Origin of the sequence: Syntrophaceticus schinkii (assembly GCF_000946815.1) — a bacterium.
Taxonomy (GTDB): domain Bacteria; phylum Bacillota; class DSM-12270; order Thermacetogeniales; family Thermacetogeniaceae; genus Syntrophaceticus; species Syntrophaceticus schinkii.
This window is the reverse complement of sequence record NZ_CDRZ01000135.1, coordinates 1-21,192: the sequence shown is the minus strand read 5'-3', so window position 1 is coordinate 21,192 and position 21,192 is coordinate 1. Positions and strand designations below refer to the sequence as shown.

At 46.3% G+C, this 21,192-nt stretch carries 22 protein-coding genes and 2 pseudogenes; 17 read left to right on the top strand and 7 right to left on the bottom strand.

The features are described 5' to 3' along the window. Window positions 1–228 precede the first annotated feature (228 nt). Window positions 229–435 carry a helix-turn-helix transcriptional regulator gene (locus SSCH_RS06380; RefSeq protein ID WP_044664737.1) on the top strand — a complete coding sequence of 69 codons (207 nt, stop codon included), beginning with the start codon at window positions 229–231 and terminating at the stop codon, window positions 433–435. 6 nt (window positions 436–441) lie between these two features. Here SSCH_RS06380 and SSCH_RS06375 read toward each other — a convergent pair whose 3' ends face one another. The 6 genes from SSCH_RS06375 to SSCH_RS06350 form a co-directional block, all read right to left on the bottom strand. Beyond that, window positions 442–1,668, bottom strand: coding sequence for an ABC transporter permease (locus SSCH_RS06375; protein ID WP_044664736.1), 1,227 nt, complete (start codon window positions 1,666–1,668; stop codon window positions 442–444). Beyond that, window positions 1,665–2,375 carry an ABC transporter ATP-binding protein gene (locus SSCH_RS06370; protein WP_198142208.1) on the bottom strand — a complete coding sequence of 237 codons (711 nt, stop codon included), beginning with the start codon at window positions 2,373–2,375 and terminating at the stop codon, window positions 1,665–1,667. The genes SSCH_RS06375 and SSCH_RS06370 overlap by 4 nt, the downstream gene beginning before the upstream one ends. 278 nt (window positions 2,376–2,653) lie before the next feature. Beyond that, on the bottom strand, window positions 2,654–3,394 hold the full coding sequence (locus SSCH_RS06365) for a CPBP family intramembrane glutamic endopeptidase (protein ID WP_044664735.1): 741 nt from the start codon (window positions 3,392–3,394) through the stop codon (window positions 2,654–2,656). 218 nt (window positions 3,395–3,612) lie between these two features. Next, window positions 3,613–3,849: a hypothetical protein gene (locus SSCH_RS06360; protein ID WP_156972145.1), complete on the bottom strand. Its 237-nt coding sequence runs from the start codon at window positions 3,847–3,849 to the stop codon at window positions 3,613–3,615. Between the two features lie 113 nt (window positions 3,850–3,962). Then, on the bottom strand, window positions 3,963–4,406 hold the full coding sequence (locus tag SSCH_RS06355; RefSeq protein ID WP_044664733.1) for a hypothetical protein: 444 nt from the start codon (window positions 4,404–4,406) through the stop codon (window positions 3,963–3,965). Window positions 4,407–4,472: 66 nt separating this feature from the next. Beyond that, the gene (locus SSCH_RS06350; RefSeq protein ID WP_044664732.1) at window positions 4,473–5,042 is read right to left on the bottom strand and encodes a TetR/AcrR family transcriptional regulator; all 570 of its coding nucleotides are present in this window, start codon (window positions 5,040–5,042) and stop codon (window positions 4,473–4,475) included. Between the two features lie 493 nt (window positions 5,043–5,535). Here SSCH_RS06350 and nadA point away from each other — a divergent pair. The 11 genes and pseudogenes from nadA to mgtE all read left to right on the top strand — a co-directional run. Beyond that, window positions 5,536–6,474 (top strand): annotated as a pseudogene (nadA, locus tag SSCH_RS06345) (quinolinate synthase NadA); the annotation flags it as partial. Window positions 6,475–6,796: 322 nt separating this feature from the next. Continuing rightward, a complete protein-coding gene (locus SSCH_RS16410) occupies window positions 6,797–7,123 on the top strand; it encodes a hypothetical protein (RefSeq protein WP_052835397.1) in 327 nt (108 codons plus the stop codon). A 140-nt stretch (window positions 7,124–7,263) separates the two neighbouring features. Continuing rightward, the gene (gene nadB, locus SSCH_RS06335) at window positions 7,264–8,814 is read left to right on the top strand and encodes an L-aspartate oxidase (protein ID WP_044664731.1); all 1,551 of its coding nucleotides are present in this window, start codon (window positions 7,264–7,266) and stop codon (window positions 8,812–8,814) included. Window positions 8,815–9,090: 276 nt separating this feature from the next. Further along, a complete protein-coding gene (gene nadC / locus SSCH_RS06330; RefSeq protein WP_044664730.1) occupies window positions 9,091–9,948 on the top strand; it encodes a carboxylating nicotinate-nucleotide diphosphorylase in 858 nt (285 codons plus the stop codon). 25 nt (window positions 9,949–9,973) lie between these two features. Further along, window positions 9,974–10,861, top strand: a complete 888-nt coding sequence (locus SSCH_RS06325) for a biotin--[acetyl-CoA-carboxylase] ligase (RefSeq protein WP_052835396.1) — start codon at window positions 9,974–9,976, stop codon at window positions 10,859–10,861. Further along, window positions 10,858–11,625 carry a type III pantothenate kinase gene (locus tag SSCH_RS06320; RefSeq protein ID WP_044664729.1) on the top strand — a complete coding sequence of 256 codons (768 nt, stop codon included), beginning with the start codon at window positions 10,858–10,860 and terminating at the stop codon, window positions 11,623–11,625. The genes SSCH_RS06325 and SSCH_RS06320 overlap by 4 nt, the downstream gene beginning before the upstream one ends. A gap of 78 nt (window positions 11,626–11,703) precedes the next feature. Continuing rightward, a pseudogene (gene dusB, locus SSCH_RS06315) lies at window positions 11,704–12,573 on the top strand (tRNA dihydrouridine synthase DusB). A 530-nt stretch (window positions 12,574–13,103) separates the two neighbouring features. Further along, a complete protein-coding gene (locus SSCH_RS06310; RefSeq protein ID WP_044664728.1) occupies window positions 13,104–13,718 on the top strand; it encodes a DedA family protein in 615 nt (204 codons plus the stop codon). Window positions 13,719–13,736: 18 nt separating this feature from the next. After that, entirely contained in the window at window positions 13,737–14,600 is an 864-nt protein-coding gene (locus tag SSCH_RS06305; RefSeq protein ID WP_044664727.1) for an MBL fold metallo-hydrolase, read from the top strand. A 290-nt stretch (window positions 14,601–14,890) separates the two neighbouring features. Further along, a complete protein-coding gene (locus SSCH_RS22345; RefSeq protein ID WP_198142207.1) occupies window positions 14,891–15,127 on the top strand; it encodes a hypothetical protein in 237 nt (78 codons plus the stop codon). Continuing rightward, window positions 15,106–16,230: a magnesium transporter gene (gene mgtE, locus SSCH_RS06300; RefSeq protein WP_198142206.1), complete on the top strand. Its 1,125-nt coding sequence runs from the start codon at window positions 15,106–15,108 to the stop codon at window positions 16,228–16,230. The genes SSCH_RS22345 and mgtE overlap by 22 nt, the downstream gene beginning before the upstream one ends. A gap of 92 nt (window positions 16,231–16,322) precedes the next feature. On the opposite strand, the gene SSCH_RS06295 is transcribed toward mgtE, so the two are convergent. Beyond that, window positions 16,323–16,946, bottom strand: coding sequence for a DUF1836 domain-containing protein (locus SSCH_RS06295; RefSeq protein ID WP_044664726.1), 624 nt, complete (start codon window positions 16,944–16,946; stop codon window positions 16,323–16,325). 152 nt (window positions 16,947–17,098) lie between these two features. Here SSCH_RS06295 and SSCH_RS06290 point away from each other — a divergent pair, with 152 nt between their 5' ends. The 5 genes from SSCH_RS06290 to SSCH_RS06270 all read left to right on the top strand — a co-directional run bounded on the left by SSCH_RS06290 (window position 17,099) and on the right by SSCH_RS06270 (window position 21,034). Next, window positions 17,099–18,859, top strand: coding sequence for a B12-binding domain-containing radical SAM protein (locus SSCH_RS06290; protein WP_052835395.1), 1,761 nt, complete (start codon window positions 17,099–17,101; stop codon window positions 18,857–18,859). Window positions 18,860–19,351: 492 nt separating this feature from the next. Further along, complete coding sequence (locus SSCH_RS06285; RefSeq protein WP_232294260.1) at window positions 19,352–19,651, top strand: DUF134 domain-containing protein; 300 nt, start codon at window positions 19,352–19,354, stop codon at window positions 19,649–19,651. 59 nt (window positions 19,652–19,710) lie between these two features. Beyond that, window positions 19,711–19,956, top strand: coding sequence for a hypothetical protein (locus tag SSCH_RS06280; protein ID WP_156972143.1), 246 nt, complete (start codon window positions 19,711–19,713; stop codon window positions 19,954–19,956). Window positions 19,957–20,068: 112 nt separating this feature from the next. Continuing rightward, window positions 20,069–20,347 (top strand): DUF5320 domain-containing protein, encoded by a 279-nt coding sequence (locus tag SSCH_RS06275; RefSeq protein WP_044664724.1) that lies wholly within the window; start codon window positions 20,069–20,071, stop codon window positions 20,345–20,347. Window positions 20,348–20,458: 111 nt separating this feature from the next. Next, on the top strand, window positions 20,459–21,034 hold the full coding sequence (locus SSCH_RS06270) for an ARMT1-like domain-containing protein (RefSeq protein WP_052835393.1): 576 nt from the start codon (window positions 20,459–20,461) through the stop codon (window positions 21,032–21,034). Window positions 21,035–21,192: the final 158 nt, after the last annotated feature.

Genomic DNA, 21,192 nt, shown 5'->3' with positions numbered 1-21,192 from the left:
TTTGTGCCCAATTATATTTTACAATAATGAAATGTCTTTGGGGAAGGGGATGGCTACATAATATTGACTTCTTTTTTTATTATCTGCCGCTGCCGCCAAGGTGGCATAGGGGTATGCCTGGAAAGGGGAAAGGGGAATTACAAGAAATGATGTAAAGTAACCTTGACATACCGAATACATCCTGCTATAATGATGTAAAGTACACTTTACAAGGGTGGGGGTGATGGATTGATCAATAACATCCGCACGATGCGTGAGGAAAGAGGTTGGACGCAGGAACATCTGGCATCTTTAGTTCAGGTTTCACGCCAGACCATCAACTCCCTGGAGGTGGGCAGATATAAACCCTCGATCATGCTTGCCCTGAAACTGGCGCATGTTTTCAAGGTGCCGCTGGAAGATGTCTTCCGGTTGGAGAGTACAGACTGGGAATAGAATAACTCAAGCATGATACCACATGCTTATTAATTTCGTTACACAATGATTCAGTCCAAAGCCTACAGGTAAAATGCCAAAAGCACCTGCCCAGTTCCATAAGCTGAAACCCAATGCAAAGCTGATCAGTAAAAAGCCCGGAGATGATAAAAGAAAAATTGACCTCCTGGCTGCTTCATGAACATCCTCGGATTTCCACTGAAATAGTTTTATATAATCTGATGTGATGACATCCCCCCAATGGAATTTAGCCCACAGTGCAAGAGCAATTGCTAAAAACGGCCAGAGGATCAACACCGACCAATTGGGAACTCTTACAAGGAGCACACCGATAAAAACCAAATTAATATATAAAATGAGACCATTCTTGTTTCGCAAGAAAGACTTGATACATGCTTCGGTCAACCTGTTTACTGCACTGTATTCCCGAAATAGATGGTTGAACCTGGAATAAAACACAGGCCTTTTTCGTTTTAAACTGGGTTTTTTAATGGATACTCCGGAAATTCCCAGGATGATAGATACATCTTTTAGCTTCTCATGGTTTTCGCGGGCTATGTCGTCTAAAAACGTTCCCCTTATTTCCAGCCGGATCTTGATAAGGAGTAAAAGCGTCAGGGCCAGCAGCAGGCAGCAGGCATAGCAGAGGGGAAAATGAGCGAGGAGCAGACTGGCTCCCATTACAAACAGCACTTGCATGGGGATAAAGAGTATTATTAAAACGATTTTCGCTATCCAGGCTTTTAGGCGCAGGGAAACAAATTGTTTTGCCAAACCCACATTCATTTTCAGCAGGAAGGCAAGAGCGAACAGCAGGAATAGCTGTTTGATTGACAGGCCGCAGCCCAGGAGCAGGAATGGGGCAAGTATGAAAAACACGAAAAATGTTGTTAAGAGGCTGCATACCGCAGAATAGCCCATCCCGCATCTCATGATTTGCCGCGTCCATTCTCTGCGCTGCAGCAAAAAAAGCTGGTCGGCCTCTTCAAGGAATAAGCGGATTGTTCCTGTCCATGTATAAAGAGAGATGAGCAGTAAAGGTATGGCTGTGGGAAGCCCGACAGCCCAGGCGGGAAGCTGGTTCCACAAGCGTATATAGCTGACCGTTGCTATGATCAGGCCGGGAATTATAATGTAGAGAGCAACAGTCCAATCAATGGTTGTGCTCCATGCAGTGTGTTTAAGTCTCCACTCTGACAGGAGTCGTCTCCAAAACAGCTGTTTTGGTGTCATGGGCTGTCCTCCAGCAGTTTATTAAAACAGTCCAGCAGAGATCCCTCCCGCAGGCCGCACGTTTTCCGAATCTCGTCCAGACTTCCTTTCATAATTAGCCGGCCTTCTGACATCAATATTATAGAATTACAAACCTTTTCCGCGGTATCCAGGGCGTGTGTGGACATCAAGACCCCTGCCCCGCGGCTCCTTTCCTGTTGCAGCAGTATTAGAAAATCCCTGATCGCCCGTGGGTCAAGCCCCATAAATGGCTCATCAACGATGTAAATGTCGGCTTTCAACAGAAAACCGATCACCAGCATCACTTTTTGCTGCATTCCTTTAGAAAATGTGGCAGGTAAGTAATGTCGCACTCCATCCAAACGAAAAAGCCGGAGCAGTCTGCTGCTTCGCTCCTGGAAGACAACCTGATTAATATTGTACGCCGAAGCAGCCAACTCCAGGTGTTCCCATAAAGTCAGATCATTATAGAAAACGGGTTGCTCCGGGATATAGGCATATCTTTTATTGCCACAAAAAATTACACTGCCGTCCATTACCGGCAGCAAGCCTAAAATGGCTTTGATGGTAGTGCTTTTCCCTGCTCCGTTTGGACCGATCAGACCGGCGAGTTCCCCCTCTTTCAAGGAGAAACTTATATCTCTGATCGCATTCTTCTCATCTGTGTAACCGGCTCGTTTGATCTGGATTTCTAACAGTTGCTCCAAGGTAACCCCTCTTTATCAGGTGTTTCTTATTGTTTGTTCTAGTGAAACAGATAGAATCCTGCTGCAGCAGATGAAAGAAGTTAATCCGGCAATCTGCTTTGCGGTCATCCACCTGGTTGTTCAAGAGGGTAAACCCTGTTATACCGCTATGTGAACACGAAGGCTGTGCAGGATAGTGTCTCAGGTATCACTCTGGTGTCCCAAATACCGCCGCAAAGTGCTAGAATTCTGGAGATCTTAGTGTGTGGGGAATTCTTTTTGCAACTTGTCCTATTTTATTATGCAAGAAATATAATAAACAGATATCCCGTTCCAACCATTAAAACGTTGCTGATGCTGTGCATTAGCATTGGATATAAAACACTGCGGCTCTGTTGATATGCTATGCCGTTTATTGTCCCAAGCACGAAAGCATAGAGTAATCGGAAATAATCCACTTCTATAGCTAATGGAAATAGCGACCATTTTGTGTGTGCAATCGAGAATAGGACAGCTGCCAGAATAACTTCCAATGTAATATTCCATTTAATGTTGACGCTTTTCCCAAAAACATAGACTAAAACTGTAACAGGTAAAGCACGGTATAGAATTTCTTCGGATGTTCCGCTTAGAAACAACTGAAATCCCAATGTTCCCATAATATTTTTTACATTCAGCGGGTAGTCATATACTGGCAACTGGTTGTTGAGCAGCATTAAAACATGAACTATGACTGTAATAATTGCAAAAACAACGGTGAATGCCACCAAATAATAAGTTCCTTTTTTAACATCACCAAGATTAAAACCAAAATCGACTTTTAACAGCTTACTTAATGCAACAATAATAGCTAATGCAATAATCATTTGAACAACATGATGGACTGAAATACCAGCAAAAGCACCATAGATGTCAAATTTTTCGTATGAAAATAAATCAGCAACAAAACTTCCAAACTTGCCGGCAAACACTTGAACAATAAACAGCGCTATAATTGCAATACTGCCGTAAAATAATTTGCTAAACCTGTATTTTTCCATTTTAACCTCCAAATTTGAAATAATTTATTCTTTGCAACATTCAGAGCTATCCCGCTGACAATAAGGAATACTTATAATCACTAGAGATACGATACCTTTGTCAATCTCAGGTTCACTCCCTCGCTCTGATTTGGTTGTGCTTATTAGAGCAATAAATAGGGAGTGAACCTTTGTTTGCCTGCCTTGTAAGTTGGGGGTGGCCTACTTTTCGTGGCCATTTATGCTGATTTTATACTGGCCATTACTCTCTTTATATAGGCAATACCAAAACCAATAGCAATATTAATATTTCTAATTCCAAAATGGTTAGTTTTTTTAATCAACGATCTTACATACTCTTCATTTATTCGCTCACATAAACAGAAATCCCTTAAATCGTCATATACAACTTTGTTGAGTTTTTCGTATTCGTAACAAAAAAATGAGCGCATTTTTGTCCCCCCAACTTTCTTCACATTTCAATTTGTTTGGTATGGACTTGTAATCATCCGCCGGAAAAGCCCCCCTTTTAAGGGTGGGATGAAAGGCTCCATGAACCAGATCCTATGACTTCGGCCGTGGGAATACGTCATTTTTCCTTAATAAGAACCTTGCAGCAGTCCCCGTTCATCAAAGTGCTTTCAACGATTAAATTGTCACTGTTGATCTTTCCTATAGCTGTTATCATTGCGAACATGGGATCAAGACACCAGCCGTTGCAGGGATTTGCATCCCCCATTTTCTTTGACAGTGCACACAGCTTACACGCCGTTGCCGTAGCGACATAGCCGTCATCCGTTTTTTCCACAGCCCAGTTTGCGCAGCCATAAATCTCTGAAAGCTTCTTGAATACATCCTCCACGGTCTCGATACCAAGCTGCTGGTTCAAAAAAGGTGCCGTCTGTGTCTGCCTTTCTTTTCTTCTCTCTACGATCTTGTCAAGTACCTTCAATTTTTCATAAGTGTTTACAGTCTCGGCAACTGATGCCGCATAGGTGTTTTGCAACAGTGCAAGTCTTTTCTCAATATCCATTTTTCATCTCTCCTTAATAATGTTATTTATAATATCTAACGTTAGTTAGATATTACACAAAAAAAATCATACGCATCCGTGACACCTGCGAAGCACTATTGAAATCTCTTCGCGGATTTCTTCTTCAGATAGAGACCGGTTTTTAACAACAATACTTTCTATCAGGTTTTCCACCAGATGGATCAATGTTCTTACAATAGTGATTTCGTTTTCCATATCCTTCAAATGTGGCTTGATTATCTGATAATGTCGTGGGATTATAGTTTTCTCCCATTTATCCATAATCTCCATCAGTTCTTCATCACCGTCAAAGGATAGATAAACCTTTATTCCAAGGCGGTAAACCTTTTTATCGTAGCTGCTCAGATTATTTAGCTCATAAACGAACTTTGTATAAAAGTCTATGATGTTATCCGTCTTTAGCTGTGCTGCCTGCCTTTTTAGCAGATCAAAGTAATCCTTTTTAATTATTTCATCGAACAGGTCCTTTTTATTATTATAATAATAATAAATCATGGGCAAGGAACAGTTGACGTCCCTGGCTATGTTGCGGATGGTTGTTCCATGATAGCCATCTCTATTAAAATGATCCACAGCAACTTCTTTAATTCGTAACTTTAGATCTGTATCCGCCATTTTTTAATGCTCCTTTACCTAACGTTCGTTATTATTATAAAGCTATAAAATCTAAAATGCAATAGGTTTTTAAATATTTTTTTAATGGTGTATGATTCACTTGTTTCACCGCCTTTCCGGCCGAAATGGTGTATGCACTTCCGTACATCTCCGTACATCGTCTGTGTTGTACATATCCTTTTTCGCAGTGCTGACTCATTAATAATAACCACATACCTGCTCTGCTAAGAACCGGGGTGGGCAATTTATGCTATAAAAATTCTAGTATAATTGCTCAAACACCTTATACCGCGCAATGTTTGTGACTTATGCGTCAGTCCTGCCTTTTTGGCCAGGCAGGTAATTCTATGTCTCTATCTATGGTAGATATCAGATAAATGGAATAACTCAATTACTCAAGCCTGACCCCGCCATTTCCCTTGACGCTTCCTGTCATATTCCGTAAGATTAGAGGAAAGGTTTTAAGAAAAAGCAAAAAGCTGAAAGCAAGGGAGAGTTTTATAAAATGCCACAGGATACCGGGATGGGTAAGGAACTTGAACTTGGGCAGGAAATTAGGGAATTGAAGAAAAAGCATGGGGCTGTAATTTTGGCGCACTATTATCAGCGCCCGGAGATTAAACAGATTGCTGATTTTGTAGGGGATTCCCTGCAGCTGGCCCAAAAGGCTGCCGGTGTTGATGCGGGGGTTATTGTTTTTTGTGGTGTTTATTTTATGGCGGAAAGCGCTAAAATCCTTTCACCGGAGAAGACGGTGCTTCTGCCTGAGAAGAGTGCAGGGTGCTATCTTGCCGACAGAGCAACCGGTGAGGGGGTGCGTGCTCGGAAAAAGGAGATTCCGGGCTGTGTTGTGGTAACCTATGTTAACTCTTCGGCAGCGGTAAAAGCGGAGAGCGATATTGTTTGTACCTCTTCTAATGCAATCAAAGTCGTCAACTCCCTGCCGGAGGACAGGCCGGTACTCTTTGTCCCGGACCGCAATTTGGGGCATTATGTAGCAAGGCAGACAGGCCGCAAGCTTATTCTGTGGGATGGCTGCTGTAATGTTCACGACAACCTGACAGCTGAAGAGGTTAAGGCTGTCAAGGATGCTCACCCAGATGCACTGGTGATGGTTCACCCGGAATGCCGGCCTGAGGTAATCGATATGGCTGATTATGTTTCCAGCACAGGCGGCATGCTGAAGTTTGCCAGGGAGTCAGACAATACTTCCTTTATTGTAGGGACCGAAGAGGGCATACTATACTCTCTGCAGCAGGCTTGCCCGGATAAATTCTTTTATCCCGCCGCCTCACGCCTGACCTGCCCTGATATGAAACTGACGACCCTGGAAAAGGTGAGGGACACTCTCGAAAAAATGGAACCCCAGATCCAGGTAGCTCCAAGTGTAGCCGAAAAGGCGCAGCTGGCACTGTCGCGGATGCTAGAGTGACAGGGGGACGGGGGTATTGTCACCTTTTTTCGAAGTGATATGCTTCGAAATTGAGAGGTGTTTGAAGAAGATCACGAGATGTTTATGGCGACACTGGAAATGTATAAAGATATCTGTGAATATGAGGTTTATGGCTATTGTCTGAAGTAATCATATTCACTTATTAATTAAGGAAGGTATAGAGACGGTATCACAGGCAATAAAAAGAATTGGGGCAAGTTATGTTTATTGGTATAATGCGAAATATGAAAGAGTTGGCCATTTATTCCAGGGCAGATTTAGAAGTGAAAGTGTTGAAGGCGATAGATATCTACTGGAAGTATTGAGAGATATTCATCGGAATCCAGTAAAAGCAGGAATAGTAGGAGAAGCCTCAAAATACCGATGGAGCAGTTATTCTGAATATATTTATTCAAAAGGCTATTTTACTGATATAGATTTTGTACTTGGTATATTAAACCCTAACCGCAATGAAGCGGTCAGAATATTTAAAGAATTTATGACCGAAGAAAATAAAGATGAGTGCCTGGATGATGAAGTTAAGAAGAGGAAGTTTTCAGATGAGGACGCCATAAAGCTAATTCGGAGACTCATAAAATCTGATAATGTGCAAATACTCCAGCAAATGAATAAAAAAGAAGCGAAATAATATAATAAGGGTGCTCAAAGAGAAGGTTTCAATAAGGCAATTGGCCAGGGTAACCGGAATGAGTAAGCGAATTATTGAAAAAGCATAACAGGTGACAGAAGAACCGTCTCCTGTCACCTTGAAAAGGGGATGGATTTTATTTGCCCTCCTTGGAAGCTGATTTTCTGATTATAGGGAGCGGAATTGCCGGTCTTGTGGCAGCTCATCGGGCAAAAGAGTATGGATCTGTGCTGCTCATCACGAAGGAGCGGGCACATGACAGCAACACTGAAAAGGCACAGGGAGGGATTGCTGCTGCTATCGATGCTGATGACTCTCCTTTTTTGCATTTGGAGGATACCCTGAGTGCCGGGGCTAACTTTTGTGATCCTGATGTTGTAGAGGTCCTGGTTACTGAGGGGCCTGCCAGGGTTATGGAGTTGGTGGATCTGGGTGTGCGCTTCGACCGTGAGGGCAGTGCCTGGGTGCTGGGGCAGGAGGGTGCCCACAGTAAAAGAAGGATTCTTCATGCCAGCGATGCCACCGGATGGGAGATCGCCAGGAAGCTGATTGAAGAGTGTCGTGCTGACCGGCGCATTTTTTTGCGTGAAGGCTGTTTTCTCGTGGATTTGTTGAGAGACGCTCGTTCAGGCAGGTGCAGGGGCGTTCTGTTTATGGACAGCCTATCCGGGGAATTCACAACCTGCAGGGGGCGTGCTGTTATTTTAGCTACAGGGGGCGCCGGGAGGCTTTATGAAAACACCACAAACCCTGCTGTGGCTACAGGAGATGGGATGGCTGCGGCCTACCGTACAGGTGCAGCCTTGATGGATATGGAGTTTGTTCAGTTTCACCCAACTGCCCTGTCAAGAAGCGGTGTGCCTCGCTTTTTGATCTCTGAGGCGGTTCGTGGTGAGGGGGCTTTTCTGCGCAACATCAATGGTGAGCGTTTCATGCCTGATTACCATGAGATGGCGGAGTTGGCTCCCCGGGATGTGGTTTCCCGGGCTATTGTCACTGAGATGCGCAGTATCGGATCCGACCATGTAAACCTGGATTTTTCTCACCTGGACAGGGAAAGATTCAAAAAGCGGTTCCCTAACATCTGGCGCACCTGTGATCAATATGGGATCGATCTTTCGGAAGGGCAAATTCCTGTGGCCCCGGCGGCGCACTATATTATGGGTGGTGTCGCAGTTGACAAGGACTGCCGAACCAGTGTCCCCGGGCTTTACGCCTGTGGGGAGGTGGCCTGCAATGGGGTACACGGTGCCAACCGACTGGCCAGTAATTCTTTGCTGGAGGGGCTGGTTTTCGGGGCGCGGGCTGTAGAACATGCCAGGGGGTTTATTAAGGATACCCATAATAATGTGGAGTTTGAATTTAATCTGGATGAAAGGGTCCAGGATTGGGATGTTCCCTGGGAGAGGATTACCGGTGCGGTGCGTTCCCTGATGTGGGAAAAGGCAGGGATCATTCGCCATGGGGCTGGCCTTGCCGCAGCTATTGCTGAACTGGAGAGGATCCGGCAAGAGTGCCCCGGGCGGCCTGCTTCACGCCGCGGGGTAGAAGCGCAGAACCTGCTGACCCTCGGGTGGCTGACCGCCAGGGCGGCTCTGATGCGCAAGGAAAGCCGCGGTGGGCACTACCGTGAGGATTTCCCTCACAGAGATGATAAAAATTGGCTGCACCATATTGTTTTTCAAAGGTAAGAGATCATGGGGACGTTTCTCGTGATCTATTTTCCGGTTAGATGTCCATGCCGCCAAAGCGGTACCATCTGGTGATGGGAACAGAGCCGAAGTTATATAACATCGCGGAATTCATTTCCGACCTCTGACTTCCGGCATCTGACCTCTGTTTTCAGGGTAGATGTCCATGCTGCATTATGGCGATACCAGCAGATGATGAAAACAAGGGCTGCATACCGCGCCGGTGATGATAGCAGCGGTGCAGCACTGTAAAATACTATAGCTGAGGTGGGGAAAATGCTACCATCATGGTATATTGATGAAGCTGTACGCCGTGCTCTGGCGGAGGATGTAGGGAAAGGCGATCTGACTACAAATGCACTGGTTCCGGAAAACCTCCGTGCTGAAGGGCTCATTTACAGCAAGGCACACGGCATTCTGGCGGGGATGCCTGCAGTAGAGCGAACCTTTCGCTGTCTTGATTCAGAGGTAAAGTTTGAACAGGAAATGGCAGATGGGAGTGCGCTTGCCCCGGGCAGTGTCATCGCACAGATCAAGGGACAGGGGCGCGCCCTGTTGACCGGAGAGCGGGTGGCTTTGAATTTTCTGCAGAGGTTATCAGGGGTCGCCACAGCTACAAGGGAGCTCCTGAAAATAGTGGAAGGAACAAAGGCACAGCTTGTGGACACCAGGAAGACAACTCCCGGGCTCAGGCTTTTAGAAAAATACGCGGTGCGTGCGGGTGGGGGCTATAACCACAGGTTGGGGCTTGATGACGGCGTTTTAATCAAGGATAATCATATCAAAGTTGCCGGGGGCATCACAGAGGCTATCCGGCGCGCCAGGGCTGTGACACCGCATACAATAAAGATCGAGGTGGAAGTGGAATCCTTAGGCCAGCTCAATGAAGCCCTGGATGCGGGAGCAGAGATCATCATGCTGGATAATATGTCCTTTGACATGATGCGGGAGGCCGTCAACATTACCGCTGGGCGGGTTCCCCTGGAGGCCTCCGGAGGAATTTCCGGTGATACCATCAGAAAAGTGGCAGAAACCGGGGTCGACCTGATTTCTGTGGGTGCAGTTACTCATTCGGCGACAGCTTTAGATATCAGCATGGATATTGGAGAAATGAAGGAGTTTTTGCTAGTTTAATGGAATTATTTGAAAGGGTGAACAGGTGGATACACTCAACACTTCCGAGCGCAGTGGGCTGAAAGCAGATCAAACCGGTAAAACCGGTAAAGCCGATAAAAACGATCAAGCCGGTGAAACCGGTAACACCCGCAAAGCCTGTGAAGACCGTAAGTTTGCGCAAGAGGTCTTTCATTTTAAGAAGGCTGGTTCTACCAACCAGATCGCATTGGAGTTGGCGCGGAAAGGCTATCCTGAAGGAACATTGGTTGTAGCTGAGGAACAGACTGCCGGGAGGGGGCGATGGCAGAGATCCTGGCACTCTTCTCCAGGGAAAAGCCTTCTCTTTTCTCTGATTCTGCGCCCGAAGATTTTACCTGTTCATTTTCCTCAGATCACTTTAGTGGCCGGAGCTTCTACCGCCCGTGCCGTCCACCGACAGACAGGGATCAGGATTGGTATCAAGTGGCCGAATGACTTGATCTTTCAAGGGAAAAAGCTTTGTGGCATCCTTGTGGAGGCGACAGGTGAGGCCAACTGCCTGGCCAAATTCCTGGTGCTGGGGATCGGGATCAATGTCAATCAGGAAAGAGATGACTTTCCCCTGCATCTGCAGGATACAGCCACCTCTCTGAGGATGATCAAAGGGGAAGAGGTGCCTCGTGAGCCACTGCTGCAGGGGATTCTGGAAACCCTGGAAGATGACTATGAAGAATACTGCCGTTCAGGGTTTGCCCTTGTCCGGCAGTATTGGCTTCAATACGAAGATATACTGGGCAGAAAGGTGCGCCTCTTGATGGGAAACAAGGAGATTTATGGGGAAGCTGTAAGTTTGGCTGAAGACGGTGCCCTTGTACTCCGGCTTCCACAGGGAGAAGAGATAAGATGCAGCGCAGGTGAGGTTGTATTGTGCCGGGAGGATGAACAGAGATGATTCTGGTTATCGATGTAGGGAATACAAATATAGTTCTGGGTGTTTTTGATGGAGATGAGTTGGTTACCAACTGGCGGATCGGAACCGACCGCCGGCGCACCGCCGATGACCTGGGGGTGCTGGTGAAAAACCTCTTTTATTTTCGGGGTCTTCAGATTCAGGATGTGGATGCTTTAGTGATGTCCTCTGTGGTACCACCCCTTACACCTGCTGTCAGTGAGATGTGCCGCCGTTATTTTGGCAAGGACCCCCTGGTTGTGGGGCCGGGTGTAAAAACCGGGATGCCCAACTCCGGCTATGAAAACCCGCGGGAGGTAGGTGCAGACCGCATTGTCAATGCCATATCAGTTGCAACTCGCTATGGTGTTCCTGCTGTGATCATTGATTTCGGCACTGCGACAACTTTTTGTGCGGTTTCCAGGTCTGGGGAGTATTTAGGCGGGGCGATTGCTCCGGGTATTGGGGTTTCGACTGAGGCGCTTTTTGAAAGGGCAGCCAAGCTCCCCCGTATTGAGCTGGCAAAACCGCGGCAGGTGATCGGCAAGAACACGGTGGCCAGCATGCAGGCTGGTATCTACTATGGGTTTGTCGGGCAGCTGGATGGAATTGTGCAAAGAATAAAGGCAGAGATCGGTGATGATGCAGTTGTCGTGGCAACCGGCGGCTATGCTGAACTGATCTGCTCTGGAACCGACTGTGTCGATCACATCGATCCCAACATCACCCTCTGGGGGCTTAAGATCATCTATGAACGCAACAGCTAGTGTGAAGATCGGGCAGCTCTTTCTCCAGAATCCACTGTTTTTAGCTCCTATGGCGGGTTTTACCGATAAGCCTTCCGGATGTTAGCTCACGAGTACGGCTGTGGTTTTGTCTATACTGAGATGGTGAGCAGTGAGGCGATTATCTACGGGAATCGCAAGACTGGGGAAATTTTCGATATAAAAGGTGAAGATTACCCGGTAGGGGTGCAGATATTCGGCTCTGACCCGGAAAAGATGGCACAGGCGGCACGGGTGGTAGTTGATCACGGTGCAGCCCTGGTCGACATCAATATGGGCTGTCCCACACCCAAAATCGTCAAAAATGGAGAGGGGAGTGCCCTGATGAGGGATCTCCCTAAAGCCGCGGAGATTATCCAAGCAGTTAAAGAAGCTGTGGATGTGCCGGTGACCGTGAAGATGCGCAAAGGTTGGGCAGCCGGGGAGTCAACTGCTTTGGAATTGAGTATGCTGGCAGAGGAAAGTGGCGCTGCTGCGGTTGCTGTTCACGGCCGCACCAGAGATCAGTTTTACTCCGGAGAGGCCGACTGGGGGATCAATCCGCCTGGATAAAAAAGGCCGTAAAGGATTCCGGTGATCGGCAATGGGGACATCACCGCCCCGCAAGACGCCTTGAGGATGTTTGAGGAAACCGCCTGTGATGCGGTGATTATCGGGAGAGGTGCACTGGGAAACCCCTGGATTTTTCAAAACACAGCACACTTCTTAAAAACAGGTGAACTGCTGCCTGATCCTACGATAACAACGCGTATGCAAACAGCCAAACGCCACTTCGACCTTGCGATGAAACTAAAAGGAGCAGAGTTAGCTATGCTTCAGATGAGAAAACAGCTGGCCTGGTACATGAAGGGCCTGCCCGGCGCCGCCAAAAGGCGCTCCGAAATCAACAGCTGCAAAACAGCAGAGGAAGTACTGAGTTTGCTGACGTGAGACGCGGGTGAGACAGGGGACGGGCCAGCCGCGGGGGCCAGCCGCGGGGACGGTCACTTTGGCAGGTGCACTGGGGACTGTCCCCCTTGCACGCGTTCCGCCTTGCACGTTCTGACCTCGGCTCTCGTTCTCATCCTCTGTTGGTATTGCCATAAAGCGGCATAAGCGGCTACACTGAAAATAGATGTCAGAGCCAGAGGTCAGAGGCCGGAAGGTGTAACAGGAACTGCCTGACAGTATACTTTACAGTACATTCCAGCGTATCCAGAGGGAAGCTGGTGACTGCTATCATTAGCCGTAAAAGCCCAGGCGACTGTCGCCATACAACCTGGATTCCCGGGAACACGTAACGAGGAGGGCATAAACCCGCATAAATATTGGAAAGCGACATCGTTATGCGTTTTTCTCATAACGATGTTTTTTAAAGACACTGAGGCTTTAAAACCTTTATTTTATTGGATTTTAGCTGGAGCTTCGTTATGAATCGGCGGGAATCCAGCTAAAAGAAGAAAGGATAGGCCTTATCACTGATGACTGAATTTCTTACGGAACTTGTGATCACAGTAACATCTTATATCGCCTCCCTGGGGTATTGGGGGGTGGGGATGATGATGGCTATCGAAAGCTGCAATATCCCCCTTCCCAGCGAGATCATCCTTCCCTTTGGGGGCTACCTGGTTTCAACCGGGCAGTTGAAGTTCTTCCCTGCAGCCCTGGCCGGTGCTACAGGGGGTACTGTCGGTTCTATTATTTCCTATTTTATCGGCCTTTTTGGCGGGCGTCCGCTGCTTTTACGCTATGGTAAATACATCGGCCTCACCACAGAAAGACTGCATAAAGCAGAGGGTTGGCTTGTCCGCTATGGGGATGCCACCGTTTTCTTCTCCCGCCTGCTGCCGGGGATCCGCACCTTCATCTCCCTGCCTGTCGGTGCCGCCCGCGTAAGAATGATTCCCTTTATTATCTATACCTTTTTAGGATCCCTCATCTGGGCGTTGCTGCTCACCTACTGCGGTTTTCTACTCGGCGAAAACTGGGAGATAATCCGCACCTGGTTCCAGCGCATCGACCTCGTCCTGCTGGGAGTCATCATCCTGCTGATAGCCTGGTTTGTCTGGAGAAAGGTATCCCGGAGTCGTGCTTGAAAGATGCAAGGGGCGGGGATGACGCGTAAAAAGGAGATGATTGAACTGCTGAAAGTTAAAATTCTTGCAGAAAATCATGCATACCGCAAGGGCCTACTTGCCGAACACGGGCTTTCTATGTTAATAGAAGTGGATGACTTCACCATACTCTTTGATACAGGTCAGACAAGCGTTTTTGCCTATAATGCCAGGCAGGATGGAATTGATCTCAGCACTGTGGATGCAGTTGTTTTAAGCCACGGGCATTATGATCACACCGGGGGAGTCCCCATGTTTTGTGAACTAAACACAGCTGCCCCGATCTATGTGCATCCACAGGCATTTCAGGAGAGATTTAACAGTTCAGATGGGAAGCCCTCAGGTTCAAATATTGGCATCCACTGGTCGCCAGACCAAATGGATAAACTCAAAGGTAGAATCAAAACTCAGCAAAAACCACTTCAAATTCATAAAAATGTAATGCTGTCAGGCGAAGTGGCTAGAACTGTTCACTTCGAGGATGTTTCACAAAACTTTCTGCTGAGAAGCAGTGACAATGATCTCATTGAAGACAGGGTTGTGGATGAGCAGTTTCTAGCTGTCAAGGGATCCAAAGGCATCTATATTTTTGTGGGATGCAGCCATCCAGGTATTATTAACTGCATTAAACATGCCTTGAGCCTTTTTCCGGGTGAAAGGGTGGTTGCGCTAGTGGGCGGCATGCATCTTAAAAACGCTGAAGATGCCAGGATACAGGCTACAATACAGCACTTTGTGGAGCTAGGAATAGAACAGATAGCACCACTTCACTGTACAGGCTTCACAGCAACATGTAAAATGAAAAGAATTCTCAAGGACAGAGTAATACTGCTTGTCTGTGGTGATGAATACCTGGAACAGTGACCAAAAACATTTATTCGGATGCAAGGCAAATATAGGAACCTCTCGGTTTTCGTTCCGGGGGGTTCGTTTTTCATTATAGCTTCACGCTGTTGTTCGCCGGCTTAACAGTCGTCGGGTTTCTCACAGTGCCTGCTTGCAACTTGCAAAGCAGCGTAACTGCCGTCCACTCGAACTGACGGGTTCTCACAGTGCCTGCTTGCATCTATGGTAACCGTATAATAACCTACAGTTATAAGACTGAGTAACCACAGTTTTTGCAAAAGGCTGGGTTATCAGGGGGGAAGTTTGCTATGGATAAACAAGAACTGGAAAAACTAATTAAAGAAAAGGAATATCTTTTCCTGAAAGAAAAACTAGAAAAAACAAACGAAGTCGATATCGCCGAACTGCTGGAACCTTTAGACATTCATACCACACTGCTGATTTTTAGAATGCTTGCCCAAAGATGTGGCTGTAGAGGTGTTTGCAGAGTTTTCTGTAGAAAAACAGAAAAAACTTTGTCGGTTTGGCAACAAACAAAGAATTAAAGGAAATTGTTGATGAATTATTCTTTGATGACATGATCGACTTGATTGAAGAAATGCCCGCAAACATAGTGAAGAAAATTTTAATGCACACCAGGGAAGAGGAAAGAAACTTAATCAACCAATTTTTAAGATACCCTCCCGATTCCGCGGGCAGCATAATGACCATAGAATATGTGGATCTGAAAAAGGCAATGACGGTAAAGGATGCCTTGAGCCACATCAGAAAAATCGGCCTTAAAAAAGAAACCGTGTACACTTGCTATGTAACAGATAAGAACAGGAAACTGGAAGGGATAGTATCTTTAAGAAAACTGGTGATAAGCGATGAGAGTGATGTTATTGAAGACATAATGGACCAAGATGTGATCTATGTTTACACTCATGATGACCAGGAAGCGGTAGCCGCAGTATTTAAAAGGTATGGTTTTTTGGCACTGCCAGTGGTAGACAAAGAAGACAGGCTGACCGGAATCATTACTGTTGATGATATTATGGCTGTAATAGATCAAGAAGCCACAGAAGACTTCCAAAAGATGGCGGCAATGGCCCCCACAGAGGAAAAATACCTGGATGCGGATATTTTTACCCTTGCCAAACACAGGATTACATGGCTGGTGTTTTTAATGCTATCTGCCACCTTCACAGAAGGGATAATACGAAAATTTGAGGGTTTTCTGGAAACAGTAGTCGTACTCGCCGCTTTCATACCTATGCTGATGGACACCGGGGGAAACTCAGGCAGCCAGTCATCCACATTGATCATTCGCGGCCTTGCCCTGGGGGAAATAGGTTTAAAAGATGCGGGAAAAGTCGTGTGGAAGGAGTTTAGGATCAGCTTAGTGGTCGGTATAGCTCTTGCGGCTGTGAACTTCACCAGGATTTATTTCTTTAGTGGTGTCGGCCTGGCAGTGGCTTTGACCGTATCCATGACCTTAGTAGTTGTGATAATAATATCAAAAGTAGCAGGTGGTATATTGCCTATACTGGCTAAAAGGGTAAACCTGGATCCGGCTGTGATGGCAGGGCCGCTTATTACTACCATAGTTGATGCCTTATGTTTAATGGTTTATTTTTCGGTAGCGGCTTGGTTGTTAAATATCTAAAAGCTTGACCCCAATTTCCCGTCGGACTCCTTGCTCTTGGGATGGGTGAGGATGATGTCAAAAAGGAGATGATTTTAGCATGTTTTTGAGTATTAGTTGTTCTTACCCTTCTGTGGCATCTCCTCCTGAAAATACCTGTCTATAATTGTCTCTGCCAGCCGTTTCTGCATGGCGGCCTGAGAGACCAGGAACATGGCCATCAAAAACCACTCTATGGATTGCTTTTGTTCGTCATCTGCATGGGCTGTTTTCCCCTGGATGAGATCTATTTTTTCCTCGCAGGCTTCTTTCAGCTTGTCAGCCTGGTCGCTGGTTATTTCTTGCACCAGTTCATAGACGAAATCAATCAAGGAAGAGCCGGGCTGCTCTGCTTCTTTCTGTTTATCAATTGGTTTTTGGAGAATACTAAATAGCAACGAAATGTCATTTATGGATAATATCTGTTTAGAGTTGTAGAGCAGCAGCAGGAGCGCTATATGCTGGCGGGAATATCTTTTTTTCCTGGGTGACATGAGAATGCCTGCTTTGGCGTAGTTGTTGATCATGGTTTTAGTCAGCAATTTATCCTTACTATTCCTTTTCTGTTGGGATAGCTTTTGTTCGATAAACTCAGTCACCTGGTCTACATATAGATCTATTTCGGGTATATCACCCAAAGCTATAGGCTCAGCAGGAATTATTTCATCAATCAGCGGGTAAAGTTCTTCTTTTTTCATTAAAATAGCACCTCCAGCCTTTTTATTATTAAAACATACATAATTAGATATTGCAATTGGGTACTATGTAATGTAGTATATAATAAATAGTATGTAGTATTCATTACTACATCATGTATTAAGGGAAACCATAAGCGATTGGAGGCTAAAAAATGAAAATTACTTTAATTGAGCCGAAGGCACCGGGAAAACACGTCTACAGCAATGTTACCATGCCTCGTCTGGGGTTGCCCATACTGGGGACACTGTTGCAGAAGGCCGGCCACCAGGTGCGGCTGATCATGGGTTCGAGCAGGGATATACATTTGTCGGAGATTACCGGTGCGGATCTAATCTGCATCTCTACAACTACTTCCACAGCCGTTGAGGCATACCACTTGGGCGATTTTGCGCGGGATCAGGGCAAACCGGTGATCATGGGCGGCGCCCATGTCAGCTTTATGTCTGAAGAGGCTTTAGACCACTGTGATTATGTTTGCCGGGGTGAGGCTGATTTGACCTTTATGCCGTTAATATCCTGTATAGAACGGGGGGAATTGCCGTCAGATATCCCTGGGGTTTCTTTTCGCCAGGGAGAACAAATCGTGCATAACCCGGATGCTGATTGGGTGGATTTCAACAGTGTGCCTTTTCCCGATCTGAGCCTTTTTTCCGGACTGAAGATGACCACCTACCCGGTGATGACCTCACGTGGTTGTCCCTATGATTGTACTTTTTGTAGTGTCACCAAGATGTTTGGCCGTAAATTTCGCTACCGTGAAACAGAAGCCCTGTTGGAAGAGCTCAAACAGTACCGGGGGAAACAGGTCTTTTTTGTCGATGATAACTTTTCTGCCAACACCCGTCGCACCAAAGAATTGCTGCGGGAGATGATCCGTCAGGATATTAAGCCTTCCTGGTGGTGCACCCAGGTGAGGACCGATGCCGCCCGGGATGATGAACTGCTGCAGCTTATGTATGACAGCAACTGCCGTATGGTTTTCGTGGGCATGGAGTCCGTCAATCCTGAAACCCTCAAGAGCTACAACAAAAAACAGGATGTGGAGGATATTGAGTACTGCATTCAGCGCTTCCACAACCTAGGCATTATGGTTCACGGCATGTTCGTCTTCGGCGCTGATGAAGACAGTCTGCAGACTATAGAGGAGACCCTGGATTTTGCCCTGAAAAATCGCATCGACACTGTGCAGTTCCTTATTCTTACACCTTTGCCCGGAACCAAAACTTTTTTCGATCTGGAGCAGGAGGGAAGGCTGCTGACCAGGGATTGGAATCTCTATGATGCTCACCATGTTGTATTTCAGCCCCGGCAGATGTCCCCTTATGAACTGCAGACAGCTACGATCCAGGCCTTTAAAAAATTCTACTCCATTCCCAATATCTTAAAAAACCTGTTCACTACCGGATTTCGTTCTGTGGCTTTTCGGGCACTGGGCTTCTGGATGGTACGCAGCTGGGAAAGGGAGAACCGCTGGTTTTACTCGTTTCTCCGCAGTTTATCCAGCCCAGTGCCGCAAACTACCTGGAGGGCTATGGTTTCTAAAACCGTTGAGAGATTCAGACTGCGTAAATTAAAATACCTGTGCAGTGAAAAGTTTATGCAAATAGAGGTTTTTCAGGAAAAAGGGCGCTATGTGATCGATCTGAAAGGGCTGTTGAATGATTTTTCTTTAAGGGAGACATTCAAAACCCTTTATGAGCAAATACCCCGCCTTTACCAGAATATTACCATCAATATCGGTGAGGTGTATTTTACCTCTGAGGCGACGATAGTGAAATTCGTCAACAATCTCAACGAACTGACCAGCAAAGCCAGGGATATTCAAGTGAAGATCTCTCCGGATAATAAGAACCTGATCGATGTTTTGCGAAAATATGATATGACTGTTCCAGGGTTCAGCATTGTTGGGTAAGATGCACCGGGGACGGTTCCTGTTGCATTTCTGATGATGAGAGATCACGGGGAACGGTTCTCGTGATCTCTCCTTTCTACAGAACAAAGAGATCACTGGGACGGTTCCTCTGATCTATTTCTGATCTAAAATACGTAAAGCAAACCCAAGTCCAGGTTCAGGACATAGGTAATACTATGCCCCCCCTTTTTTCAACGCCTAACACTACAACCAATCACTTAATTTTAATTAATGCAAAAAAATTAAAAAACTGCTGAGAAGCCCAGGTGGTTCCTGGGCTTTTTATATCCGAGATGTCAGGGGGATGGTTAGCACTTAGATGATCAGGGGCTATGGATGTGTGTTTAGGCTGGCGATTGGCAGATGAGTGTCCCAAAAATATTAGAATTATCTAGTTGACAACAAATAAAACCCGGTGTATTATTATAATGTGCATATGCACAGAATGAGGTGAGCCAATGCCGAGAAGAAAAAAGACCAGAATGGTGGGGTTTGTACCATCTAATCAGTTTTTTTTATCCGGAAGATCGCAGCACTGAAAAGGTAGTTCTTCATATAGAAGAAGTTGAAGCCATCAGGCTTGCCGATTTAGAAGAAATGGAACAGAATGATGCGGCGGAAATGATGCATATTTCCAGGGGAACTTTTCAGCGTATTATTAAAAATGCCAGGCAAAAGGTTGCTGATGCACTTGTTAACGGAAAGATGATCCACATTGAAGGTGGGCATTATGAGTTAAGAGATGGCAGTGTCGGTATGGGTCGCCGCAGGAGATTCAGAGGTGGACGATAGTAGGATAGAAGTAGGACTAAGGCTAACCAGGAAGGGAGGTAATCGTATGCCTTTTGGTGATGGAACAGGCCCCCGTGGGGCTGGAAGAGGTGCAGGTGCAGGAACAGGAAGAGGTGCTGGCGGAGGCGCTGGCAGAGGAACAGGAAGCGGCGCAGGTAAAGGTTCCGGTAAAGGCACCGGAGGAGGATCCGGTAGAGGATCCGGTGGAAGAAGAGGGGCAGGAATGGGTCCCGGCGGGGACTGCATATGTCCTTCATGTGGTACACAAGTACCGCATCAACTGGGAACCCCGTGCACATCCATGAGCTGCCCAAAATGTGGTACAAGGATGTCAAGATAACAACTCCTCACAAACCAGACTGTAAATATAATTAGCAGAGAGGATAACAAAACTATTATGCTCAGGAGGTGGAAAATATGCCTAGAGGTGATGGAAGCGGACCGATGGGAATGGGTCCCAGGACAGGAAGAGGTGCAGGGTTTTGTGCAGGATCAACTGCACCCGGTTATATGTCAGCTGGATTTGGTTATGGTAGAGGCAGGGGCTTCAGAAGAATGTCCTACCCGGCATGGCAATGGGGATATGCCCCTGGTACCTATGCTGTGGATGAAAAGGAGCTTTTGAAAAAGCAGGCGCAGTCTCTAGAAAGCCAGCTTAATCAAATACGGGATAGGCTGAACGCCCTGGAAAAGTGATAGGGTGAGATGTGAGACGCGTGAGACGCGGGGACGGTTCTCGCGTCTCTTCGCGTCTTACGCTTATAAGCCTGGCCCCGATTATGTAAAAAAGAAGGGTGATTTTGCTCTATGAAAACCTATTATAAGTGTTTGCCTTGCCTTTTGCGCCAAACAATAGAAGCGACGAAAATGGTGAATGAAACACCTGAAACTCAAGAAATGATTTTACGCTGTGTGCTCTCTGAAATGTCAAAGATGGATTTAAACAAAACTCCTCCTCATATGGCTCATTTCATTCATCAATATATAAAAAAGGCCACACAAATAGACGATCCCTACCGCGCTTTGAAAAAAGAATTCAATCAGCTCTCTTTAGATATGAGTGGAGAAATGCGCAAAATAATTCAAGATTCGGCGAAACCGTTTGAAACTGCAGTTAAAATTGCTATTGCGGGAAATATTATTGATTTTGGTCCCAGAGCAGATATAACCCATCAAGAGGTCAGGAATACAGTGCAGGACTGTATTGATCAGCCCCTACGCTATAACAGAGCTGAAGAATTGGAAAAAGCCATTCAAGAAAGTTCGAGGATCCTCTATCTTGGTGATAACGCCGGTGAAATCGTCTTTGATCACCTGCTGCTTGAAGTGGTACCCACTGACAACATTACCTATGATCGTAAAAGGGAAGCCAATCATCAATGACGCAACTAACTATGGAAGATGCGATGGAAACAGGACTATGCGATTTGCTGCGAGTGATCGACAATGGCAGTTGGATCGCCTTCCGGCACCTTTGGAACCTGCTCACCGCATTTCAAAAGGAATTGAACGCTCGGATCTGATTATTGCCAAGGGACAGG